Consider the following 21,168-nt stretch of genomic DNA (forward strand, 5'->3'; position numbering starts at 1 on the left):
CTACTTTATGCTTTAATTCATCAAAAATAGAATCAATATAATCTCCATATCTTGTAGTTTCAATTACAAGATCAGGTTTAATTAATTTTAAGCTATTTTTAAGACTCTTATTAGAGGATATTACATTATATCCCCAGTAAATGTCATCTGGTTTATCAGGTGTGACTATTACTTCTTTCTTAGCTATTTTAGCAATCTTAAAGTCATAAATTTCTTTAACAGTAAGTTGCTCTTTGCAGAATGCAAGTTTATCCATACCTATATCAACAAAAGTTCCTTTTTTATTTCTTTTAACAGTGAACCCTTGTCTATAATCGCCGACGTCTGGCTGACTATTCAAAGGATGATGCGGAGTTCTTAGCGGTGGGAGTATTCCTACATGTTTAAGTTCTCTTTTTATTGGAAAAGCTTGTTTCCTCAAATATTGAGGTGTATCCATAAAACTTAAAACTTCAGCCATAAAGGCCCCATCACTTTCTCCATCTTCATTTTTTACATTGTCATCATTATAAATAACAACATTATCTGCTTGAAACACGGCTAAAGCTCTCCCTAAAATCCCTACTTTGTAAGTACGGACCTTGAGATCTTTAGACTCAGAAAGAAACGAATTTGGAATAAATATAGATAGCTCATCTTTATACATCATATATAATATAAATATATAACTATATAAAGATTACCCTACATTTTAGCTTCACTAAAATAGATTTACACATTTTAAGTATTATATCAATTATAATACCTGTAGCTCTTTTTATGCTACCAACTTTTTTATACTCAGAGAATATATTACTATTATATATCAAGTATCTACTATATAAAGGTATTCATTTTTAGAGTGAAAATAGAAAAAAATAGATTTTTCAAAAAAAATTAAATTACTTTTTTAAGTTATGTGGAAGCTCTTATAACAATAACATCAACATTGCGTGATTCTTTAGTATGAAATTCATATATCTTTGGAATTGGAAATGAATATCTGAAAATATGAGTAATATCAAATGATAATTTTTCATAATAATCTATTAGGAATTCTTCGGTTGAAGCCATGTGAAAAGAATACAAAACATCAGGGGAAATTTCATGAGATTTTTTAACAAAATTTAAATCCATACCTTTATCCGCCCTTTTTTGAGATCCGAAAGGTGGATTCTGAAATATGGTATCAACATCAAAGTTATTTTCCAAATCGCAAACATCACTTATAATATAATTAATATTATCTATATCAAATTCTTCACTGCACTGTCTGGCCACATTTATTGCATCCTCATCTATATCGACACCAATGGCTGAATTTGCTCCAAGCAGCATAGAACCAATTGAAAATATTCCGCAACCGCAACCCAAATCCAAAATATTTTTGTTTTCAATATCTCCCAAAGATAATGCATTCCATAACAAATCAGAAGCTATGACAGATGGGGTAGCATACTGCTCAAGTTCCACTTTTGGTTTTGGGTGTGAAGGGATGGATTGAATTCTCATCTCCAGATGTTTTTTGCGAATAATTTTTTTCATAATCAACAAATATATAATTTATAGTAGATATATTTAATATCATAACAAAAAATTACTTTGAGGTTTCAAATGTTTGAAAAAGTATTGATTGCAAATAGAGGAGAAATTGCAATTAGAGTAATGCGGGCTTGTCGTGAGCTCGACATGAAAACAGTGTCTGTTTACTCTGATGCAGATAAAACTTCTCTTTATACAAAATATGCGGATGAAAGTTATCCTTTAGGTAATCCTTCTCCAGCTAAATCTTATTTAAATATTGAAAAAATAATCGATGCTGCACTTGAATCTGGTGCAGATGCAATCCACCCAGGATACGGATTTTTAGCAGAAAATCCAAAATTTGGAGAGGAATGTGAAAAAAATGGAATAAAACTTATCGGACCTAGTGGTAAAGTTATCCACGAGATGGGGGATAAGATTACATCCAAAGCTTTAATGAAAAAAGCAGGAGTGCCAGTTATTGAAGGAACACCTGAAGGCGTATCTGATATTGAAGAAGCGAAAGAAATAGCAAGCCAAATAGGATATCCAGTAATCGTTAAAGCCTCTGCTGGTGGTGGAGGTATCGGTATGCGTGCAGTTTATGAAGAAGAAGAACTTGTACGTGCAATTGAATCCACACAATCCGTTGCAGCTACAAACTTTGGTGATTCAACAGTATTTATTGAAAAATATCTTGAAAAACCAAGACATATTGAATTCCAGCTTTTAGCAGACGAACATGGAAATGTTATTCATGTAGCAGACAGAGAATGTTCTATTCAAAGAAGACATCAAAAACTGCTTGAAGAAGCACCTTCCCCAATCATGACAGAAGAATTAAGGGAACAAATGGGTGGAAGTGCCGTTAAAGCTGCAGAATATATAGGATATACAAGTGCAGGTACTGTAGAGTTCCTATACGACAACGGAAACTACTATTTCCTAGAGATGAACACCCGTATTCAGGTAGAACACCCAATTACCGAACTTGTTACAAACACCGATTTGATTAAGGAACAAATCAAAATTGCAGCAGGTGAAGAATTGAGCTATAGCCAAGAGGACATCAAAGTAAACGGTCATGCTATCGAATGTCGTATCAATGCAGAAGACCCTCTTAATGATTTCTCACCAAACCCTGGTAAAATTACAGGTTACAGATCCCCTGGAGGACCTGGTGTACGTTTAGACAGTGGAGTCTATATGCATTATACAATCCCTACATTTTACGATTCAATGATTTCCAAATTAATTACATATGGAAGAACCCGTGATGATGCAATAAACAGAATGAAAAGAGCACTGGGCGAATACATTATATTAGGTGTAAAAACCACAATTCCATTCCATAAAGCAGTATTAAGAAATCCTAACTTTATCAAAGGAGACTTGAATACACACTTCATCGATACCTATAAGAAAGGTATTGAAAAAGAAATGGACAATGTAATAGCTGAAGATTTAGAATATGTAAACAGACTTAAATCAACATTTATGCCAAGTAAAAAAATAGCTGCAATTTCTGCTGCTGTTGGTTCTTATCAAAATGCTGCTAAGGCTCATATGAATAAAAAATAACTAATGGGGATAACATGCAAAATGAAGTAATCAACATATTAAAGAAAGAAGAAAGATTTTCTGACGAAACTATTGATGAAATCCGTAAAGTTGGAATTAACGATTTTGCAGATATAATCATGGATGTAGGAAAACAAGATACCGAATACATTAAAAGAGATGAAATTCAAAAAGGTCTAAAAACTGAAAAAATTGGAAAAGAAATATACATATATAAAGAGGTCATGTCTACAAATACCGTAGCAAAATTCCTGGCTGAAAATGATGTTGAAAATGGATGTGTTATCCTTTCCGAAAAACAAAGCAAGGCTAAAGGAAGATCAGGAAAACAATGGGAGTCACCATTAGGTGGAATTTGGATGTCCCTTATCATAAAACCACAAATAGACCACTCCAAAATCCCAATGATTACATTAGCTGCTGGTGTTGCAGTTGTTAAAACCCTTGAAAAAATAGGTATCGAAAATGCAGAAATTAAATGGCCAAATGACGTTATGATTAATGATAAAAAGGTTTGTGGAATATTAACCGAAGCAATTACCAAATTCAACATTATTGAAAACATTATTGTGGGTATTGGAATTGATGCCAACTTTGATGTGAATACACTTCCTCAAGAATTGCAGGAGGGAACCACAACATTAGGCCATGAACTAGGCCATAAAATTGATGAAAATGAAGTAATTAGACTTTTACTTGAAGAAATTGAAACAACAATAGATTTAATTTATGAGAACGGATTTGAATTCATGCTCAAAGAATGGAGAAAATATTCTTATTCCATTGGAAAAATCGTAGAAGTTAAAGAACCTTTCAATAAATCCTATGATGCTTATGTTTTAGGCATAAGCAGAGAGGGAGCCCTAGTTGTTGAAAAAATTGATGGAACCTTAGAAAAAGTAATATCTGGAGAATGTATAATTAAAAAGTAAATACAATCTCCCTACATTTATCTTCATTAATAACTAATTCTTCCAAGTTATTAAATGAAGATACTATTTTTTTATTTAATTCAGCCAAATCTAAATTAAAAGCATCACTTGTTGATAAATCAAATCTTATTGTAGCTGATGCACCCGGCATTGATACCGGCGGAATTGTAATTATTCCATGTTCTTTTAATAAGATAAAAGAGAATACAAAAGCCACATCATTATCAGATAAATTATGTGATGCCTTAAGTTCATTAGCCAAATCACTTGGAGTAATCATTACGCCAGTAGGTGTAGCTTTAAAATTATTAAAATTCTGATTTAGTAAATTTAAAAGTTCATCTTTTCTTGAAAAACTCTTTATCAAGTTATCGCCATTGAAATTTTTAATACCATTCAACATTGCAAGCACTGCCGGCGGCTGGGCTTCAAGACCGAATTGATTAACCTTAACCTTAATTTCATCAATTAAATCCTTTCGGCCTGCCATCAATCCTCCTCTGGGACCCGGCATCAGCTTATCTGTACTTGTTATTGAAATATCGGCACCTAAATCACATGCTTTTGGCTGGTTAAAGACAACAGTTCTGAGCCTTGCTCCGGAAGCGTCATCAACCATTACAGGAATATCATTTTCATGTGCCATTTCGATAACTTTTTTGAAATTATCCAAATCAATAACCTTATGGTCCATTGTTGAACCTGTAATAACGACAAGAGAAGTGTTTTCAGGAATTGTAAATTCATCAAACTTATCTGTTTCACTATAATTGGCATTGACTAATGCACAGCTCCTTGGAATGGATGGGTGTGCAGGCAACTCTGCCAAATAATGAACTACATTAGTATTTTTACTTACAAGAGTTAATATGGTTGCAAGAATTCCAGAAGAAGTTCTATTTAAAGGAAGAACCTTTTCGCCACCGAGATGTTCGATTCCAACTTTCTGAAGTTCCTCTTCAAAAATAGCCGGTCCGACATAAGTCTCCAAAAGATTAATCTCTGAAGGAGATGCGATAAATCCTCCGGACAAACCGGTCAGATCATATAAAGAATCACGGGATTTATTCAAAACCCAATCCTTAATGATGACAAGGGCATTTTCCCTTTTCTTAACTTCATCTAAAGAATTGTTTACAATCATCTAGACATCATCCAATTCTAATTTCATGTCTGCAAAAGCTTCAAGGAATGGTTTTAAATCTTTTTCAGTTAATGGAATTGAAGTGTACTGTTCTTCTTCAGGTTCTTCATAAGAGTATTCGGCATCAAGCACTTTTCCCTCAGGAGTAATCCAGATCATTAAACTGTCACTGACAGTATCGCTTTTTTTAGTTGGCGGGAAAAATATTTCAAATGAAGTACCTAATTGAGGGAAGAATTTTTCTTTTTCCTCTTCGGTTTTGTTACATTTTTTGATTTTTCTAATTCTTGATTTTAATCTTTTTTCTGCAAGTTCATTTATATCTGACATTTTAAAAAACTCCATAATTTAAATCAGTTATAACTATTTTTAAAATTATAATATATAAATAGTATAGATTAGTCATATAGACTATTGCCCTTACTGTCCATAGCTACAATAAGTGGACCGAAGTCTTTGACTTTTAAATTCCATATTGCTTCAGGCATTCCCAAATCCAACCAGTCAACGCTTTCTATTTCCTCAACAGCATCTACATATAAAGCAGCGCAACCTCCGGTTGCAACTACATAAACCGCTTCATTTTCAACTAATGCTTCACGAACGCTATCGTCCATACCGCCTTTTCCAATTACAATTTTTGCACCCATTGCAATTACATCGCTTTGATATGGATTCATACGCATGGAAGTGGTTGGCCCGATAGCCACCATTTTATAGTCTTCACCCTCTTCTTTTATAATTGGGCCTGCATGGAAAATAGCTGCTCCTTCAATATCTCTTGGGGCACCTTCTTCAAGTATTCTTTTATGTGCCTGATCTCTTGCAGTCAATATGTTTCCAGTCAAACTAATAACATCACCAATTTTCAAATCGGCAACACTTTCATTTTTAATCGGTACATTAATTTTTTTCTCCATTTATACACCTTATTTTTAAGTAAAATATATTATTTAAAAAAGTCATAATTAAATATGTTATATAAATTATTTAGATTTAATATTATTTAAAGTAGTGATTAATATGTCAAGTATGAGCAGTGTTGCCGGATTATCAAAATACATAAAAACACTTCCAAGAACCAGGTCTTCTGCAATTGCAATATGCATTTTAAGTTTCCTGACTGGAGTGTTATATTGCGTTATAAATCCTCAGGATAGCCTAACAGAAAATTTTTTCCTTGAAGGATTGTGCACATTCATGATATTTGGTATTGCTTCTATTTTAAGCGGCAGCCTTAACCAATACGGAGTTAAGGTACTTCATGGGATAAACCTGAAAATGAAGCATTCAATGTTTCTATCACTTGTTTCTATGTTTTTTATCTGTTCCACACTACTCATTGGCGGATTTATCGCACTAATAATTCATGAATATTTATATGTTAATTCATTGCTATTTGGTTGTGTGATTGTTTATGGATTTAATACATTGGTATTGTGGAGTACAACCCAAATAGGATTTACAAAATCCGCAATCATAGGATTAATCCAGCCTATATTAATTTTAACTATGCTCGTTTTACTGTTATTCCTATGGAGTGACCCATCAATATTTTCAACTTCCATAATAATAAGCACAATAATAAAAACGGTAGTTGCATGTATCATATTCATTTTGGCAATATATTCATTTATTTCAATAATATCATCACCTTTAAAGAAAAATCTGAATATAGGAATGTTGGATTTATTAAGTTTATTTATTATGCACATGAACGAAGGATCAAACCTTTTAGAATCCACTTTTGAAGATATGGGTGAATCAATTGATACTGTAGTTACATTCATTAGTTTCAAGGGAAAGAACGGCATCAAATCACTGTTCATATCCCCATCTGTCCATCCCGGACCTTTAGGAAATATCGGCGGTTCCAATATGCCTACAATTCTTGCCAACAAATTCGACCATTTCACAATGGTGGCTCATGGTCCATCCACACACGATTTTAACCCAATATCCGTTAGTGAGATAGATAAGATTGAAAAATGCGTGAGAGACGGATTGAATGAAATAAAATACAGCAAAACTGCAAGCAAATTTAAAAGATATTCACATAATGCAGCAAATATAGGAGTTCAGTTCTTTAACAAGGGAATGGTAATATTATCAACTTTCGCCCCGAACGGCAGTGACGATATCGAATTCGGTATCGGCCTTACAATGATGACTCAAAGTATCAGCAAATGTAATGTGAAAGACTCAGTTATTGTGGATTGTCACAATTCATTCACTCCTGAAAGTGGTGAGGTATTGCCTGGAAATCCCGAAGTGTTTGATTTGATAGATGTAATAGATAAAGTTGAATTGGATAATGAAGAATATGATACCATTAAAGTAGGCTGCTGTGCAGATACTATGGAAACCCTGGATAAGCAGGAAGGTATAGGGGAAAGCGGTTTAAAAGTAATGGTTATCGATGTTGCAGGTCAAAGAACAGCATATGTTCTATTTGATTCAAACAATATGGAAATTGGATTCAGACAGGAAATAATCGATGCTACAAAAGACTTGGATATTGATGAAATTGAAGTAATGACAACAGATACACATACAGTCAATACATTATCCAGAGGATATAATCCTGTCGGAATAGAAAAAAGACCTGAAATTATTGAATATGTAATAAAATCTATAAAAATAGCTATTGATGATTTAGAAGAAGTTGAAGTTGGAACTGGAACTAGAAAAATCAAAAACCTTAACACTTTCGGTCCAAAGAATTCAACCGAACTTATCTCAACAATAAGCTCAGTTGTTGCCGTCAGTAAAATAATAGCTCCAGTTTTATTAGTTACCGCATTGGTTATTGTATTTATATGGATATTTTATGGAAATTTACATATAATTGGCTAATATAATCCACACAATAATCCATGTGAAAAAGAAAGGCATGATACAGTCCCATATTTTTTGAGATCTGTCAAGTTCTTCTGATGCGATATTATCTGAAAATTTAAATGAAGCATAAATGAATGCAATACCTAATAACAATCCAACCATATCATTTTTGAATCCCAAGGTACCTACGGAAAATAAACCAGATAATACACCAACAATTATACCCAATACAACATTGATTGATGTAAGTTTAACAGTATCGTCCAAAATATTTCCTCCACAAAATAAATTAAATAGAATAAATATAATTTAATAATTAATAGTATATTAAATTATTGATATTTAAAGGTGTTTAATATGAAAGCAATGTCAAATGTTGACATTTTTACAATTAGCGATGAACTTAATAATTTATTAACCGGTGCTAGAGTAGACAAATCATTCCAACCAAGTAAAGATATTGTTGTTATGAGATTTCACGTGGCTGGAACGGGTAGGGTCGATTTAGTAATGCAATGTGGTTCAAGAATACACACAAGCAAATATCCTCTTGAAAATCCAACGAATCCCCCTACGTTCCCAATGCTTTTAAGAAAAAGAGTTAAAGGAGCCCATGTTGTAAGCGTTACTCAGCACAATTTTGATAGGGTTGTTGAAATTAAAGTTAAAAAAGACAAATACTATACCATTGTTGTGGAGTTATTTGATAAAGGAAATATAATTCTTTTAGATGAAGACAACAATATTATTTTACCCCTTAAAAGAAAACAATTGTCTGCAAGAGACATAAGTTCCAAAAGGGAATATGTTTTTCCTGAAGAAAGAGGAATCAATCCTATAAGCATTACTGAAGAGAGATTTAAAGAGATACTTACAGAAAATGACAGTGATGTAGTAAGAACCCTTGCAGTCAACGGTTTTGGAAGCCTATATGCTGAAGAGATTATTGAAAGAGCAAACAAGTACACAAAAATTGATAAAAATACATCAAATAATGATTTAACCGATGAGCAGATATCCGCATTATATAAATCCATAAAAGAGCTGTTTAACATTCTTAAAAATGAAGAATACAAACCGCAAATTGTCAAGGACGGAAGAAAAGAGGATGTCGTTCCGCTGGATTTAGTGAAATATGACGGTTTTGAAAAGGAAGAGTATGAAAACTTCAACGAGGCCTGCGATGAATTCTATTCCAAAAAAGTCAATACTGACATAAAGGACATCAAGGAAAAAGCATGGAATAAAAAAGTAAACAAGTTCGAAAAAAGATTACGTTTACAAGAAGAAACCCTCGATAATTTTAATAAAACAATTGAAACTAGCCAACATAAGGGAGAGTTAATTTATTCTAATTACACAGCCATTGAAAATATAATAAATGTTGTTAACTCAGCTATAAGTAAAGACTATTCATTTAAAGAAATAGGTAAAACCCTCAAAAAGGCAAAAGAGGACGGTATGGATGAAGCCCAAATTTTTGAATCCATTGATAAGATGGGCATTCTAACATTGAAAATCGAAGATACATCCGTAACTATAGATCCAAAATTATCAATACCAGAAAATGCGGAAAGCTATTATGAAAAAGCTAAAAAAGCGAAAAGAAAAACCAAAGGTGCAATAATAGCTATTGAAAATACCAAAAAGCAACTTGAAGAAGTCAAGTCCAAAAAAGAGCTTGCAATGGAAAACATCGCAATACCTAAAAAGAGAGAAAAGAAAAATCTTAAATGGTATGAGAAATTGCACTGGTTTGTTACTTCAGACAATACTCTGGTAGTTGCCGGACGTGATGCGGGAACTAATGAGGCTATTGTGAAAAAATACTTGGACAATAATGATATCTATCTGCATGCAGACATACACGGCGCATCATCAACAGTAGTTAAATTAGAAGGCAAGTCACTGAATGACACAATCCTTAAAGAATCCGGAGAGTTTGCTGCTTCATATTCATCTGCTTGGTCAAAGGGTTTCACAACACAGGATGTATTTTGGGTCTATCCTGACCAGGTATCAAAAACCCCCGAACCAGGAGAATATTTGTCAAAAGGATCTTTTGTAATAAGAGGAAACCGTAATTTCATAAGAAGTGCAAGAGTAAAAATAGCTATCGGAATAGTTGACTATGAAGGAAAAAGAATTATGGCCGGGCCGGTAGAGGCTCTCGAAGCACACTGTGAAAATTATGTGGTACTGAAACCGGGCTATACCAAAAAAGAAGCAATCGCTAAAAAGATTCTTCATGAAATAAATGAAGATGATTTGATTACACTTGATGAGATAATTAGAGTATTGCCATCAGGAAAATGCGACATAGATAAAGAATATCATCAAAGAAAAAAATATGAAAAGAATTAATCCTGATAATCCTCAGGATTATATTCAAAATATTCATTTGGATTTAAAATAACAGTATTTATTTTTGGATTGAATTGCATTACAAAATTTGCAAATATCGTTGGGTCCTGTTCTATAGGTGGGAAAGTATTGTAATGCATAGGAATGGTGACTTTTGGATTTAACCACATTGAAGCGAGAGCAGCTTCAAAAGGTCCCATTGTAAATTTATCTCCAATAGGAACCATTGCAATATCCGGCTTATAGATATCGCCTATAATTGTTTTCATATCACCGAATAATCCTGTATCACCACAATGGAATATTGAAGTGCCGTCTTCAAAAGTAATTAAAAAGCTGGCTGCAACACCGCCAGGAACCATTTCTTCAACCATATCAATATCAGATGAATGTTTTGCATCAAGCATGGTAAATTTTATGCCTCTGAATACAAAAGAACCACCAATATTCACACCAATATTTTCAATACCCTGTTTGGATAAGAATAAGGATATTTCATGAATAGCTGCGATAGGAGCATTGGTTGAATTGGATATATCTAATGCATCACCTAAATGATCAGAATGTCCGTGAGTAATTAAAATAATATCCGGATTTAATTCTTCCACAGGAACCGGACAAGAAGGGTTATTGCTGATAAAAGGGTCAATTAAAATATGTACATCATCATCGCTTATAATTTCAAAAGCGGAATGACCCAACCATCTAATTTCCATTAAGCAACTCCTCCAATACTATTTAAAATTACAGTTTCATCCAAATTAGAAGCTATATTCCAAGTTTTCTCGAAATCTGCCCTAATATTTGAAATAGATGTCCTGTCATCATAGATTGCACCGTATTCTGAATTTCCAACTGTGTAACCATCAGAAATAATCATAGCATGAGAATCGTCTGCAATTAGATTAATTGCATGTACTTTAGGTACTGTTTTAATATGAACTCCTTGTTTTAAAAGAGATGCTATCAATACAGTATATGAAATATCAGATAAATCAAATTCATCAATGATTACTCTTGAATAAATTGTAGGAACATGAGACAAGAATCTGTCAGACAAATTGTTTAAAGAAGGAATTTCCAACATGATTTCTTTATTTACGCCTACGGCCAATTCTTCAAAAGCATCATTTGAAGTAATTAATGAATTGCCCAATAAAACATTTCCTTTAAGGGAATCTGGAACAGGCAATCTTTCCGGATTATTAATGTCAATTTCAATATCTCTTGGTTGTGAAGCAGGTTTTAAACTAACTTCTGGTTGAGATAAAGCTTTTTTAATTTCTTCAGTCTTATCGGAAGTTTCATTAATGATAGGTACATTTTCATAAATTTGGCTAGTTGAACGTTTTTTAGGTTTTCTAGTAACTTTAATTGGTTTTTCGTATGCAGGAGTGAAATCTAATTCTTTATCAAAATCAACTTCTTTTTCTTCGCGATTTACTACACGCAATACTGCTTTAGATTCATCAACTTCAGAATCATCAAAGAATTCCATTGGAGTTTTAGCGTTTTCTTGTTCAGATTCATAATATTCCCATAAACCACTATCATCGATATTGTCCCCATAGTCATAATCGTCGTTTTCAGCCCTCATTATTAAAGGACCATTACTATCAAAATCAGATTTATTGCCTCTATTGGAAAGAGTTCTAGAGGATTTATTAAAATCTCCTGAATTTAAGAATTCTTTTATGAGACCAGTTGTTTTTTCAGCGTTTGAATCAACAAAATAGCTAATAATCAATATTATTCCCACTATAGCTATTAAAAAACCGACCATTAATAAAACATCTATAAGGTTATATACTAAAACTTCATATGATATAACCAAACCAATTACAAATAAAATAATTCCTGATACAAATTTTAATGTATTTCCCAATTTGTTCACCCTTCATTAATTAATATTCACTCTAATACTATTATTTATTGATAATACTATTAATAAACCTAATGGTTAAAAATGCATAATAATCACTGAAAATTGCTTTGAAAAAAACATATTATATAAAGTTAATACTTTTATGAGTTTAAGTAATATTAATAATATTCAAAAATCTACATTTATATGGTGAAAAAAATGAACTCTATAAAACAATTTATCAAGGAAGAATCAGGACAAGGTGCCGCCGAATACATTTTATTATTTGGAGGAGTAATAGTAATCGCTCTTTTAGCATTGACAATATATAGATCATATATGGAAACAAGTGATAGAAGTTTGAAAGCGAAAGACGACATAATTGATGTGCGCAACACGATATTGGATAATAGAACACATGTTTAAAAAAATAGACAACAAAGGACAAAGTAGTGCAGAAATAATCCTATTAATCGGAGGATTGATGGTCATAATATTATTTGTAGCGTCATACATCACAAATATAATAAGCACTACACAAAATTCTTTTGAAACATTAATAAAACAAGAAAGAGATTTTTTAATAAATAAAATATGATAAGGGGAGTGAATTCTCTCCTTACTCATCTAAAATTTTGTTTAAAGATTCATTCCAGGATTCAGAATTAATATTAGTCAATTTCATTGAAGCTCTAGATAATTCCCGAATATGTTGAGGACATGCACTTACACATGCACCACATAAATTACAGAACGTCAAATCGGTTATGGATTTGCCGTCAACAATTTCAACTGCATTACATGGACATACATCCTGACATGCGTGACATGAATCGCCTTTACAGACAGCATCTTCTGTTTCAACAAGTTCCAATTTTCCTTCAAATGGTTTGGAAACATTAATTGCATCAACAGGACATATTTCAGCACACCAAGAACAATTTACACAGTCATCTTCAACGATAATAGTGGTTCCAGTAATTTCAGGTACTTCAATTTGGTCTTGCAACATACATGTAGAACAAATTTCAAGAATTGCATCTTGAGGACATACTCTTTTACAAATCCCACAATAGATACACTGTGACGCATCAACTTCAATACTATTATTTAGAATATCTACACTAGATGTTGGAACATTGGATATTGTAATAGCTCCTGGAGGACATAAGTCAGCACAGAAACCACAATAAATACATTTTTCATCATCTATACTGATTTCTCCGCGCACCAATTCTGCTCTTTCAGGAAGCTTTCTTTCAAACAATATTGCGTCCCTCGGACATGCAATAGAACATCTTCCACAGAAAAGGCAATCATCCTCATTAACTTCAGATTCCACTTCCCAATTTGGATAGTTATCCATTTCCTTAATTGAATCACCATCAATAGTTAATGATAATGCATCAAATGGACAAGCAACGGAGCATAACCCACATAATACGCAGGAATCTGCATTAACGGAAAGTAAATCCATTTCTATTAATCCACGCGCTATCGGTACAGTAGGCCCTAATCTTAGAGAAGTTGTAGGGCAAACTTCAGCACATATTCCACAGCCTAAACATTTAGTGTCATTGTATTTTAATTTACGAACTTCTGAACCAGTTCTCTCTACATTAAACATAAATTATCCCTCATGCTTTGGATATAGCTTGGTTTGGACAATTCTGAATACATAAGTCGCAATCGTCACAATTTTCAGGAACGATTTTCACATCGCCATCTTCCTCTATGATTGCTCCTTGTTCACAAAGTTTAATGCATAAACCTTGAACCGGACAATTTTCAATATGTCCACAAACATCAGAATCAATTTTAACTGCCATATAACCACCTCAATTACATACCCCCAATTAATTTAAAAAAAATTAATAGGACATGCTATTTTATTATTTATCGAAATGCATTAATAAACATATCGATTAGTCTTTGTGATTTACTATGATTAATCCATTTCTATTAATCTCACCAGACCTTATTCTGGTGGATGAAATTGGATTTCCATCTTCAGCCAATACAAAACTAACAACAACAATATCAAGAGGTTTCATGCCTTTTGATAATCTAATCTCATTTATTTTAATTGCAGTGGGCTCAGTCTCTTCACTGACAACAATCGCATCAAAATCGGATTCATATATAGTTGTTCCAAAAGGATCTTCCAACGGTACAACATTAAAATTAGATTTATCACTAAAAAACAACTTTAAATTGTTCATTCTCTCTTTACATGAATCAATATCACCTTTTAAACCTCCAAAAGCATCAGAAGTCACTCCGATTTCTATCTGATTACCTAGTTCAAAAGCCGTCGATAATAACTTTTTATGACCATCGTGAAACTTATCAAAAGTACCTCCAACAGCCACCTTAGTATATTTTTTAGTTCCCATAATATTGTCCCAATTAGTTTGGTAATAATATTTTTATTAGAACTATTATAAATTATTAGCTATTTTTTAAAAAAAAAAGAAAAAAGAAGTTAATTAGAATGAAAGACTTGCATAATAACCATTAAGTTCATAATTATAATTATTCCAATTAACAACCTCACCAAGTGAATTTCTACGATTTATTGTATCACCAACAATCCAAGTATCACCAATTAACACTTGAGACCACACATGGCCAATAAACTCATCACCGAAATCACATTCTCCATGGACATACCTAGCAGGAAGGCCAGAAGCCCTATATAAAGCAATAACCAAATGAGCCTGGTCAACACAATTTCCCTTACCTGCATGCAATGTTCCTACAGCACCATAATAAGTATTATAATAGTAACTATAAGAGATTTCATCCCGCACATAATTAAATATTGCTCTGGCTTTATCAACAGGATTTGTTAAACCCTTAGTCAACTTTGCTGCAAGATCAACAATTTCCGGATTGGAAACTGGGCAATTAAGTGACTTTGATAAATATGGTGTCAAATCTGAAATCTTATTTTTAGTATACAATACATTTTCTTCTACAAAAATATATGATTGACCCACAATATTTTTTTCAGCATATTTATAAACAATAGGATACTCTCCTTTAGGTAAACCACCTACAGAAATAGAAGCAATACCTTCAGAATCAGTTTTTACATGTTTAGATATGCCATTAAAGATGAATTCAATGTCAGCATTTGAAATTGGATTTTTATAGGCATCCCATACTTCCACCGAATAATCCCTATGTAAACCCAAATACACAGTTATATCATAAGCATTAATAATAGCCCCATCAACTAAAACATGATTGGATTCAATATTTTTAGTATAAAATGGATTATCCATTACCGTTTGAATATCATAATATCCCACTGGCAGATTAATATTTAAACTGGCGACACCTGAAGCATTAGTAGTTCTGGTATATGACCTACCATTAATATAAAATGTAACATCAATATCTTCCAAAGGATTTTTATTTGCACCAGTTAAAACTGCAGTGAATGCTTTGCTCTCACCATAACGAAAAGCCAAGTCATCAGTAGATAAATAAGCAGGAATTTTTGAAACGACTATAGTATTGTATCCTTCATTATAATTTACATCATCGATATTGGAATAGCTATATGAAATTTCATAAGTGCCGGGGAATAGGCCAATATTTAAGCTAGCAACACCATTTGCGTCAGTAATACGGTCATAAAACCTACCCATAACATTAAATGTAACAGTTTCATTAACCATAGGAACTGATTTTAAATCAGACAAAGTAACTTTAAACTTAGATCCATCCTGATAAACCATTTTTAAATCATTTCCAGTTAAAATATTATTCGGATTAGATACAATTATTGTAGTGGATGATTTATATGGATAATAATTAGAATTTCCTTTAAATTCATATTCTAAAGAGTATCTGCCCTCATAAAGATTTGAAATAATAATTCTCGCCACACCATTTTCATCAGTAACTCCATATATATCAACACCATTATACCTGAAATTAATATCAGCCATAGGAATTGTCTTATTATTTAAACCAATCAATGTAACAGAATACTCCCTATCAATACCTGTAATTGCATGAGTATCGGAAGCTTCAATAGTTGAAGGACTTTTACCAATATTAATCTTATTGGAAACTGATAAACCTTTATTATTAGTGGCTGTAATAATATATTCACCGACGTTAAGGTTAATATTTAAAGATGCATTACCATCATTATCAGATACTCTATTATATACTACCCCATTAATATTAAATGCAACATCACTATAAGCTAATGGATTACCTCGATCATCAAGAACATGTGCTGTAAATTTATTGCCGTCCCTATAACGCATGTTTAAATCAGTAGCAGTTATTGTAGATAATACTTCAATATTATTAGAATGAATTTCACCATTAACTTTGTTAATTGAGGAAATGACATATTTTCCAGGATTAAGATTAATATTCAACCGAGCATTACCCTCCCCATTAGTGGTACGAGTATAAAATACACCATTAATATTAAAATCAACATTTTGATTGGTTAATGGATTGCCTGCACCATTTACCAGATGCACATAATATTGAGTATCGTTTTTATAAAATTTTACAATATCTGAAGCAAAGATAGTATTAAGTACAGTAACATTATTAGAAGACATTTCACCACTAATAGGATTTATTACAGTCAATATATAATCTCCCGGAAGAAGATTGATACTTAACCTTGCAGTACCATATGCATCAGTTTTTCTTTCATAAAAAACCCCATTAATATTAAAATTTACTGCAATATCATTTAAAAAATTACCCTTAGCATCAATAAATGTAGCATAATACTGCGTATCGTTTTTATAATATTTTACAATATTTTGCCCATTAATTGTAGACAATATTTTTATGGTATTGTTAATAGAGGAAGATTGATAGTCCTTTGTACCAGTGAAAAAAGAAACAATATTATACTCTCCAGGATTTAAATTTATTGCCATTGAAGCAACACCTTCATTATCAGTTATTTTAGTATAATTATTTCCATTAACATTAAATATTACACTTTTATTAGATAACAAATTTCCATCATTGTCAGACAATACAACTTTAAATGCAGACCCATCATTATAATATAATTGAGTATCATTTCCGGATAAAACAGTTTGTTTTATGCTATCTTCAGAGAATTCCAATCCCAACAGTTCATCATCAGAAGAATAATTTTCTCCACTGCAATGAGAATTTGCTTCCAAAATAGAATCAGAGCTAGAAACCTCAAAATTCTCTGAAAAAATAGTCATATTATCATTCAATAAATTTGCATCATCATTTGAATTGTTTAAATCAACTGCTGAAACAGAACCAACAATAATGAACAATGACAAAACAATAGAAAAAATTATTAGATAATCCTTATTAAAAATTTTTTTACCCCCATTCAACAAATTAAAATTATATTATAAAAAAATGTAAATTTTTTATTCAATAATTAAATAAAATTTTATGAAAAATAATATTTAAATATTTTTTTTAAATCCACATATTGTCAAAATTAACATTATTATATTATGAATTTGTGATTCGTTAAAATAGAAAATTACAATATTAAAACAGTTTTAATACATTATATAACGTATATTATTTAAAAAAAAAGAAAAAAAGAAGTTAATTAGAATTCAAGATCAGCATAATAACCATTAAGGTCATAATTATAATTATTCCAATTAACTACATGATCAAATGAGTTTCTGTTACTAGTTGAATCACTAACAATCCAAGTATCTCCGAGTAAAACTTGACACCATACATGACCGTAAGTACTACCACTACTGAATACACATGTTCCGTGAACGTATCTAGCTGGAAGTCCTGCAGCACGATATAATGCAACAGATAAGTGAGATTGATCAACACAATTACCTGTACCTGCATTTAAAGTACCTGCAGCACCATAATGAGTATCATAATAGAAACTGTATGAAATCTCATCCCTAACATAGTTATAAATTGCTACGGCCTTATCATATGAATTCGTCAGTCCTGCAGTCAAACGATTTGCTAAATTAACAATAGCTTGATTTGTAACTTGACAGTTAGTAGAACTGGATAAATATGGACCTAAATCAGTGATTGTATTTTTATTATCCAAAACACTTTGTGCTTCATATACTTTAAGAGACCTAATGGAAACTGAACCAGGCAATTGATTATTTAAACCATAGTATACTATAACACGGGTAAATGCATAAACAATACCGTCATAACCTACAGTACCCACACTTGTATCAACGGAATCCGGCGTGAAATATGAATCCATAAAATTCAATAGTGTAGCTGCAACATCAGCATAATCATATAAGTTACCCATATCTGCAGCAGCACCAGGTTCGGTAGGATCAACAATTACACCTGAAACATACAAATCAGAATAGTCTCCATTGCTTATGCCAACAATAGCTTCAGATAATAGATATAAATATTGGGCAGTGGTGAAAGTTTCATCACCGACGGCAACAGTACTTGGCAATGCAACGTTAGCTTCAATATATCTATTTACATTATTAGCAGCACTGACCAAATCATTAATACTGATTGTTCCTATTACATGAATATATGCCATACATTTATTATCATCATAAGAATAAACAATAGGATGATCTCCCTTAGGCAAACCACTTACTTGGATAGCTGCCCTACCAGAATAATCTGTTACAGCAGAATCTTGTACTCCGTTGTAGTAAAATGAAATTGTTTTATCTGGAATCGGGTTGTAATAAGCATCATATAGGAAAGCAGCAAATTCTTCAGTTGTTCCTACAACCATTTCAATATCAGTAGCCTCCAATAAAGTACCATTAACTAAAACAAAATTAACTTGAGTATTAGCTTCATATAAGAAATTATCAAGTGCTGTGGTAATTTTATAATATCCTGTAAATAAATTAATACCAATCTTAGCAATACCTGATTCATTTGTAACCCTATAGTAGTCAACATCATGAATATTGAAAATAACAGTAGCATTACTAATGGCATTATTATTTTCATCAACTAATTTAGCAATGAAAGTACCTTTATCACCATGTTCCATGAAATAATCTTCTGTGACAAATTCAGCATGCAATTTGTTTACAACAATTGTACGTGATCCCACATTATAATCTGATGAATTAACATGGGAATGAGAATAGTCTATAGTGTAGACGCCAGGGAACAAATTAATGGCAATGCTTGCAATACCATCATCATTAGTAGTACGGTTATAATTCTTACCATTTATATTAAATGTGATAGTTCTGTTAGCCAATGGATTATTTTCTAAATCAATTAAAGTAACATTGAATTTAGAACCATCTTTATAAACCATATCCAAATCATCAGCAATTAATAATACCGTTGAATTAGATACAATTAATCTGCTGCTTGATGCAGATGGATAGTAATTTAAATTTCCATCATACCAATATTCAATAGGATAAGTTCCAATAGTAATATTGTCAATGTTTAATGTTGCTTTACCATTTTCATCGGTAACAGCATCAACATAACGATCATCATATCTGAAATGAACTATATCTGAATTTACAGTTTTATTGTTTTCACCAATTAATGTTACAGTGTAATTCATTGGAATACCAACAATCATATATGCATCACTACCAGTTATTGTAGTATCTGCCTTATTAACTGTAATAGTATTGGCTGAAGATAACCCTTTACTATTAGTAGAAGTTATAATATACTGACCTACATCTAGATTAATGTTTAAATAAGCGTTACCTTCATCATCTGAAGTACGGTTATAAAATACACCATTAATATTAAATGTTACAGTATCATTAACTGATGGATTACCCTCATCATCAAGTACATTAGCTGTAAATCTATCATTTCTATAAATCATATTTAAGTCATTAGTAGATATTGTAGGCAATACCTCTATATTGTTAGACCATAACTCACCATTAATAGGATTAGTGGAGGTAATGGTATAATTATCTGGATTAAGGTTAATATTCATCCTTGCAGTACCATCACTGTTGGTAGTACGATTATAGAATACACCATTAATATTAAATGATACATTGGTATTAGCCAATGGACTTCCAGTACTATTCAAGAAGGTAGCATAATATTGAGTATCATTCTTATAATACTTCACTACATCATCACCATGAACAGTACTTAGTACAGTAATATTATTAGAATGCATTTCACCATTAACAGTATTGGTAGCAGTGATTACATACTTACCAGGAATAAGATTAATATTTAGTCTTGCAGTCCCATTTACATTAGTTTTTCTTTCATACATTACACCATTAATATTTAAATTAACAGTAGTATCGCTTAATAACTTTCCTTGACCATCAACTAATGTAACATAGTACTGAGTGTCATTTTTGTAAAATTTCTCAATATCTTCTCCAGAAATTGTAGATAATACTTTAACAACATTTGTAGTAGAAGAAGATTGATAACTACTTGTACCTTCAAAGAAAGATGTGATGCTATATTCACCAGGAATTAAATTTATTGCTATGGAAGCAATACCTGCATCATTAGTTTCTCTAGTATAATTATTACCATTAATATTAAAAATTACACTTTGATTAGCCAATAATAATCCATTACTATCGGATAATGCAACTTTAAATGCAGTTCCATTCTTAAAGTACAATTCAGTATCATTTCCAGTTAATGAAGTTGCTTGAACATCATTAGCCCGGACAATATCATCAGAGATATATTGAGCAGTTAATAACCCACATTCTTCTGAAGAAGAAGTCATTGTAATATTATCTTCATGAGAAGTAGTCTCTGAGATAGAATCATAACTAGAAACTTCTAAATTATTATTTTCATTCAATAAATTTGAATTATTATTAGTAACATTTGAATCCATTGCTGAAACTGACCCCATTATTAAAAAGATCATAAAAACAATAGAAAAAATCATTACTTTATTTATATTAGAAATTTTTCCACCTCTTTTTTCTCATTACGAA

Annotated in this window: 18 protein-coding genes; 5 read left to right on the forward strand and 13 right to left on the reverse strand. The window is 31.8% G+C overall.

What is annotated here, in order from left to right:
• Both ACKI3Q_RS03970 and ACKI3Q_RS03975 read right to left on the reverse strand, forming a co-directional pair.
• Positions 1-646: putative RNA uridine N3 methyltransferase (locus ACKI3Q_RS03970; protein WP_407414484.1), on the reverse strand; the 646-nt coding region annotated here is incomplete at its 3' end.
• A 248-nt stretch (positions 647-894) separates the two neighbouring features.
• Entirely contained in the window at positions 895-1,524 is a 630-nt protein-coding gene (locus tag ACKI3Q_RS03975; protein WP_407414486.1) for an METTL5 family protein, read from the reverse strand.
• Positions 1,525-1,593: 69 nt separating this feature from the next.
• Between ACKI3Q_RS03975 and ACKI3Q_RS03980 the strand changes: the two genes are divergently transcribed.
• Complete coding sequence (locus tag ACKI3Q_RS03980) at positions 1,594-3,084, forward strand: acetyl-CoA carboxylase biotin carboxylase subunit (RefSeq protein ID WP_407414488.1); 1,491 nt, start codon at positions 1,594-1,596, stop codon at positions 3,082-3,084.
• A 14-nt stretch (positions 3,085-3,098) separates the two neighbouring features.
• Positions 3,099-4,016 (forward strand): biotin--[acetyl-CoA-carboxylase] ligase, encoded by a 918-nt coding sequence (locus tag ACKI3Q_RS03985; protein WP_407414490.1) that lies wholly within the window; start codon positions 3,099-3,101, stop codon positions 4,014-4,016.
• Here ACKI3Q_RS03985 and ACKI3Q_RS03990 read toward each other — a convergent pair.
• The 3 genes from ACKI3Q_RS03990 to ACKI3Q_RS04000 all read right to left on the reverse strand — a co-directional run bounded on the left by ACKI3Q_RS03990 (position 4,006) and on the right by ACKI3Q_RS04000 (position 6,080).
• Positions 4,006-5,160: a TIGR03576 family pyridoxal phosphate-dependent enzyme gene (locus ACKI3Q_RS03990; RefSeq protein WP_407414492.1), complete on the reverse strand. Its 1,155-nt coding sequence runs from the start codon at positions 5,158-5,160 to the stop codon at positions 4,006-4,008. The genes ACKI3Q_RS03985 and ACKI3Q_RS03990 overlap by 11 nt on opposite strands.
• Complete coding sequence (locus ACKI3Q_RS03995; RefSeq protein ID WP_407414494.1) at positions 5,161-5,490, reverse strand: hypothetical protein; 330 nt, start codon at positions 5,488-5,490, stop codon at positions 5,161-5,163.
• Between the two features lie 68 nt (positions 5,491-5,558).
• Positions 5,559-6,080: a FumA C-terminus/TtdB family hydratase beta subunit gene (locus ACKI3Q_RS04000; protein WP_407414496.1), complete on the reverse strand. Its 522-nt coding sequence runs from the start codon at positions 6,078-6,080 to the stop codon at positions 5,559-5,561.
• Positions 6,081-6,183: 103 nt separating this feature from the next.
• Here ACKI3Q_RS04000 and ACKI3Q_RS04005 point away from each other — a divergent pair, with 103 nt between their 5' ends.
• The gene (locus tag ACKI3Q_RS04005) at positions 6,184-8,016 is read left to right on the forward strand and encodes a DUF2070 family protein (RefSeq protein ID WP_407414498.1); all 1,833 of its coding nucleotides are present in this window, start codon (positions 6,184-6,186) and stop codon (positions 8,014-8,016) included.
• Here the strand turns inward: ACKI3Q_RS04005 and ACKI3Q_RS04010 are convergent.
• Positions 7,999-8,268, reverse strand: a complete 270-nt coding sequence (locus ACKI3Q_RS04010) for a hypothetical protein (RefSeq protein WP_407414500.1) — start codon at positions 8,266-8,268, stop codon at positions 7,999-8,001. The genes ACKI3Q_RS04005 and ACKI3Q_RS04010 overlap by 18 nt on opposite strands.
• A gap of 90 nt (positions 8,269-8,358) precedes the next feature.
• On the opposite strand from ACKI3Q_RS04010, the gene rqcH reads away from it, so the two are divergent.
• Positions 8,359-10,365, forward strand: coding sequence for a ribosome rescue protein RqcH (rqcH, locus tag ACKI3Q_RS04015; RefSeq protein ID WP_407414502.1), 2,007 nt, complete (start codon positions 8,359-8,361; stop codon positions 10,363-10,365).
• Here the strand turns inward: rqcH and ACKI3Q_RS04020 are convergent.
• Complete coding sequence (locus tag ACKI3Q_RS04020; protein ID WP_407414504.1) at positions 10,362-11,081, reverse strand: metal-dependent hydrolase; 720 nt, start codon at positions 11,079-11,081, stop codon at positions 10,362-10,364. The genes rqcH and ACKI3Q_RS04020 overlap by 4 nt on opposite strands.
• Positions 11,081-12,250 carry a hypothetical protein gene (locus ACKI3Q_RS04025; protein ID WP_407414506.1) on the reverse strand — a complete coding sequence of 390 codons (1,170 nt, stop codon included), beginning with the start codon at positions 12,248-12,250 and terminating at the stop codon, positions 11,081-11,083. The genes ACKI3Q_RS04020 and ACKI3Q_RS04025 overlap by 1 nt, the downstream gene beginning before the upstream one ends.
• A 198-nt stretch (positions 12,251-12,448) precedes the next feature.
• Here ACKI3Q_RS04025 and ACKI3Q_RS04030 point away from each other — a divergent pair, with 198 nt between their 5' ends.
• Complete coding sequence (locus ACKI3Q_RS04030; RefSeq protein WP_407414508.1) at positions 12,449-12,655, forward strand: Flp family type IVb pilin; 207 nt, start codon at positions 12,449-12,451, stop codon at positions 12,653-12,655.
• Positions 12,656-12,848: 193 nt separating this feature from the next.
• Here ACKI3Q_RS04030 and fwdF read toward each other — a convergent pair whose 3' ends face one another.
• The 5 genes from fwdF to ACKI3Q_RS04055 all read right to left on the reverse strand — a co-directional run bounded on the left by fwdF (position 12,849) and on the right by ACKI3Q_RS04055 (position 21,098).
• Positions 12,849-13,856, reverse strand: coding sequence for a tungsten-dependent formylmethanofuran dehydrogenase subunit FwdF (gene fwdF, locus ACKI3Q_RS04035; RefSeq protein ID WP_407414510.1), 1,008 nt, complete (start codon positions 13,854-13,856; stop codon positions 12,849-12,851).
• 10 nt (positions 13,857-13,866) lie between these two features.
• Positions 13,867-14,058 (reverse strand): 4Fe-4S binding protein, encoded by a 192-nt coding sequence (locus ACKI3Q_RS04040; RefSeq protein WP_058739703.1) that lies wholly within the window; start codon positions 14,056-14,058, stop codon positions 13,867-13,869.
• A gap of 96 nt (positions 14,059-14,154) precedes the next feature.
• Positions 14,155-14,625, reverse strand: coding sequence for a phosphopantetheine adenylyltransferase (locus ACKI3Q_RS04045; protein WP_407414512.1), 471 nt, complete (start codon positions 14,623-14,625; stop codon positions 14,155-14,157).
• A gap of 93 nt (positions 14,626-14,718) precedes the next feature.
• The gene (locus tag ACKI3Q_RS04050) at positions 14,719-17,544 is read right to left on the reverse strand and encodes a transglutaminase domain-containing protein (RefSeq protein WP_407414514.1); all 2,826 of its coding nucleotides are present in this window, start codon (positions 17,542-17,544) and stop codon (positions 14,719-14,721) included.
• Positions 17,545-17,828: 284 nt separating this feature from the next.
• Entirely contained in the window at positions 17,829-21,098 is a 3,270-nt protein-coding gene (locus tag ACKI3Q_RS04055) for a transglutaminase family protein (RefSeq protein WP_407414516.1), read from the reverse strand.
• Positions 21,099-21,168 lie beyond the last annotated feature (70 nt).

The organism is Methanobrevibacter sp. (genome assembly GCF_045636185.1).
In the GTDB taxonomy this organism is placed as follows: domain Archaea; phylum Methanobacteriota; class Methanobacteria; order Methanobacteriales; family Methanobacteriaceae; genus Methanocatella.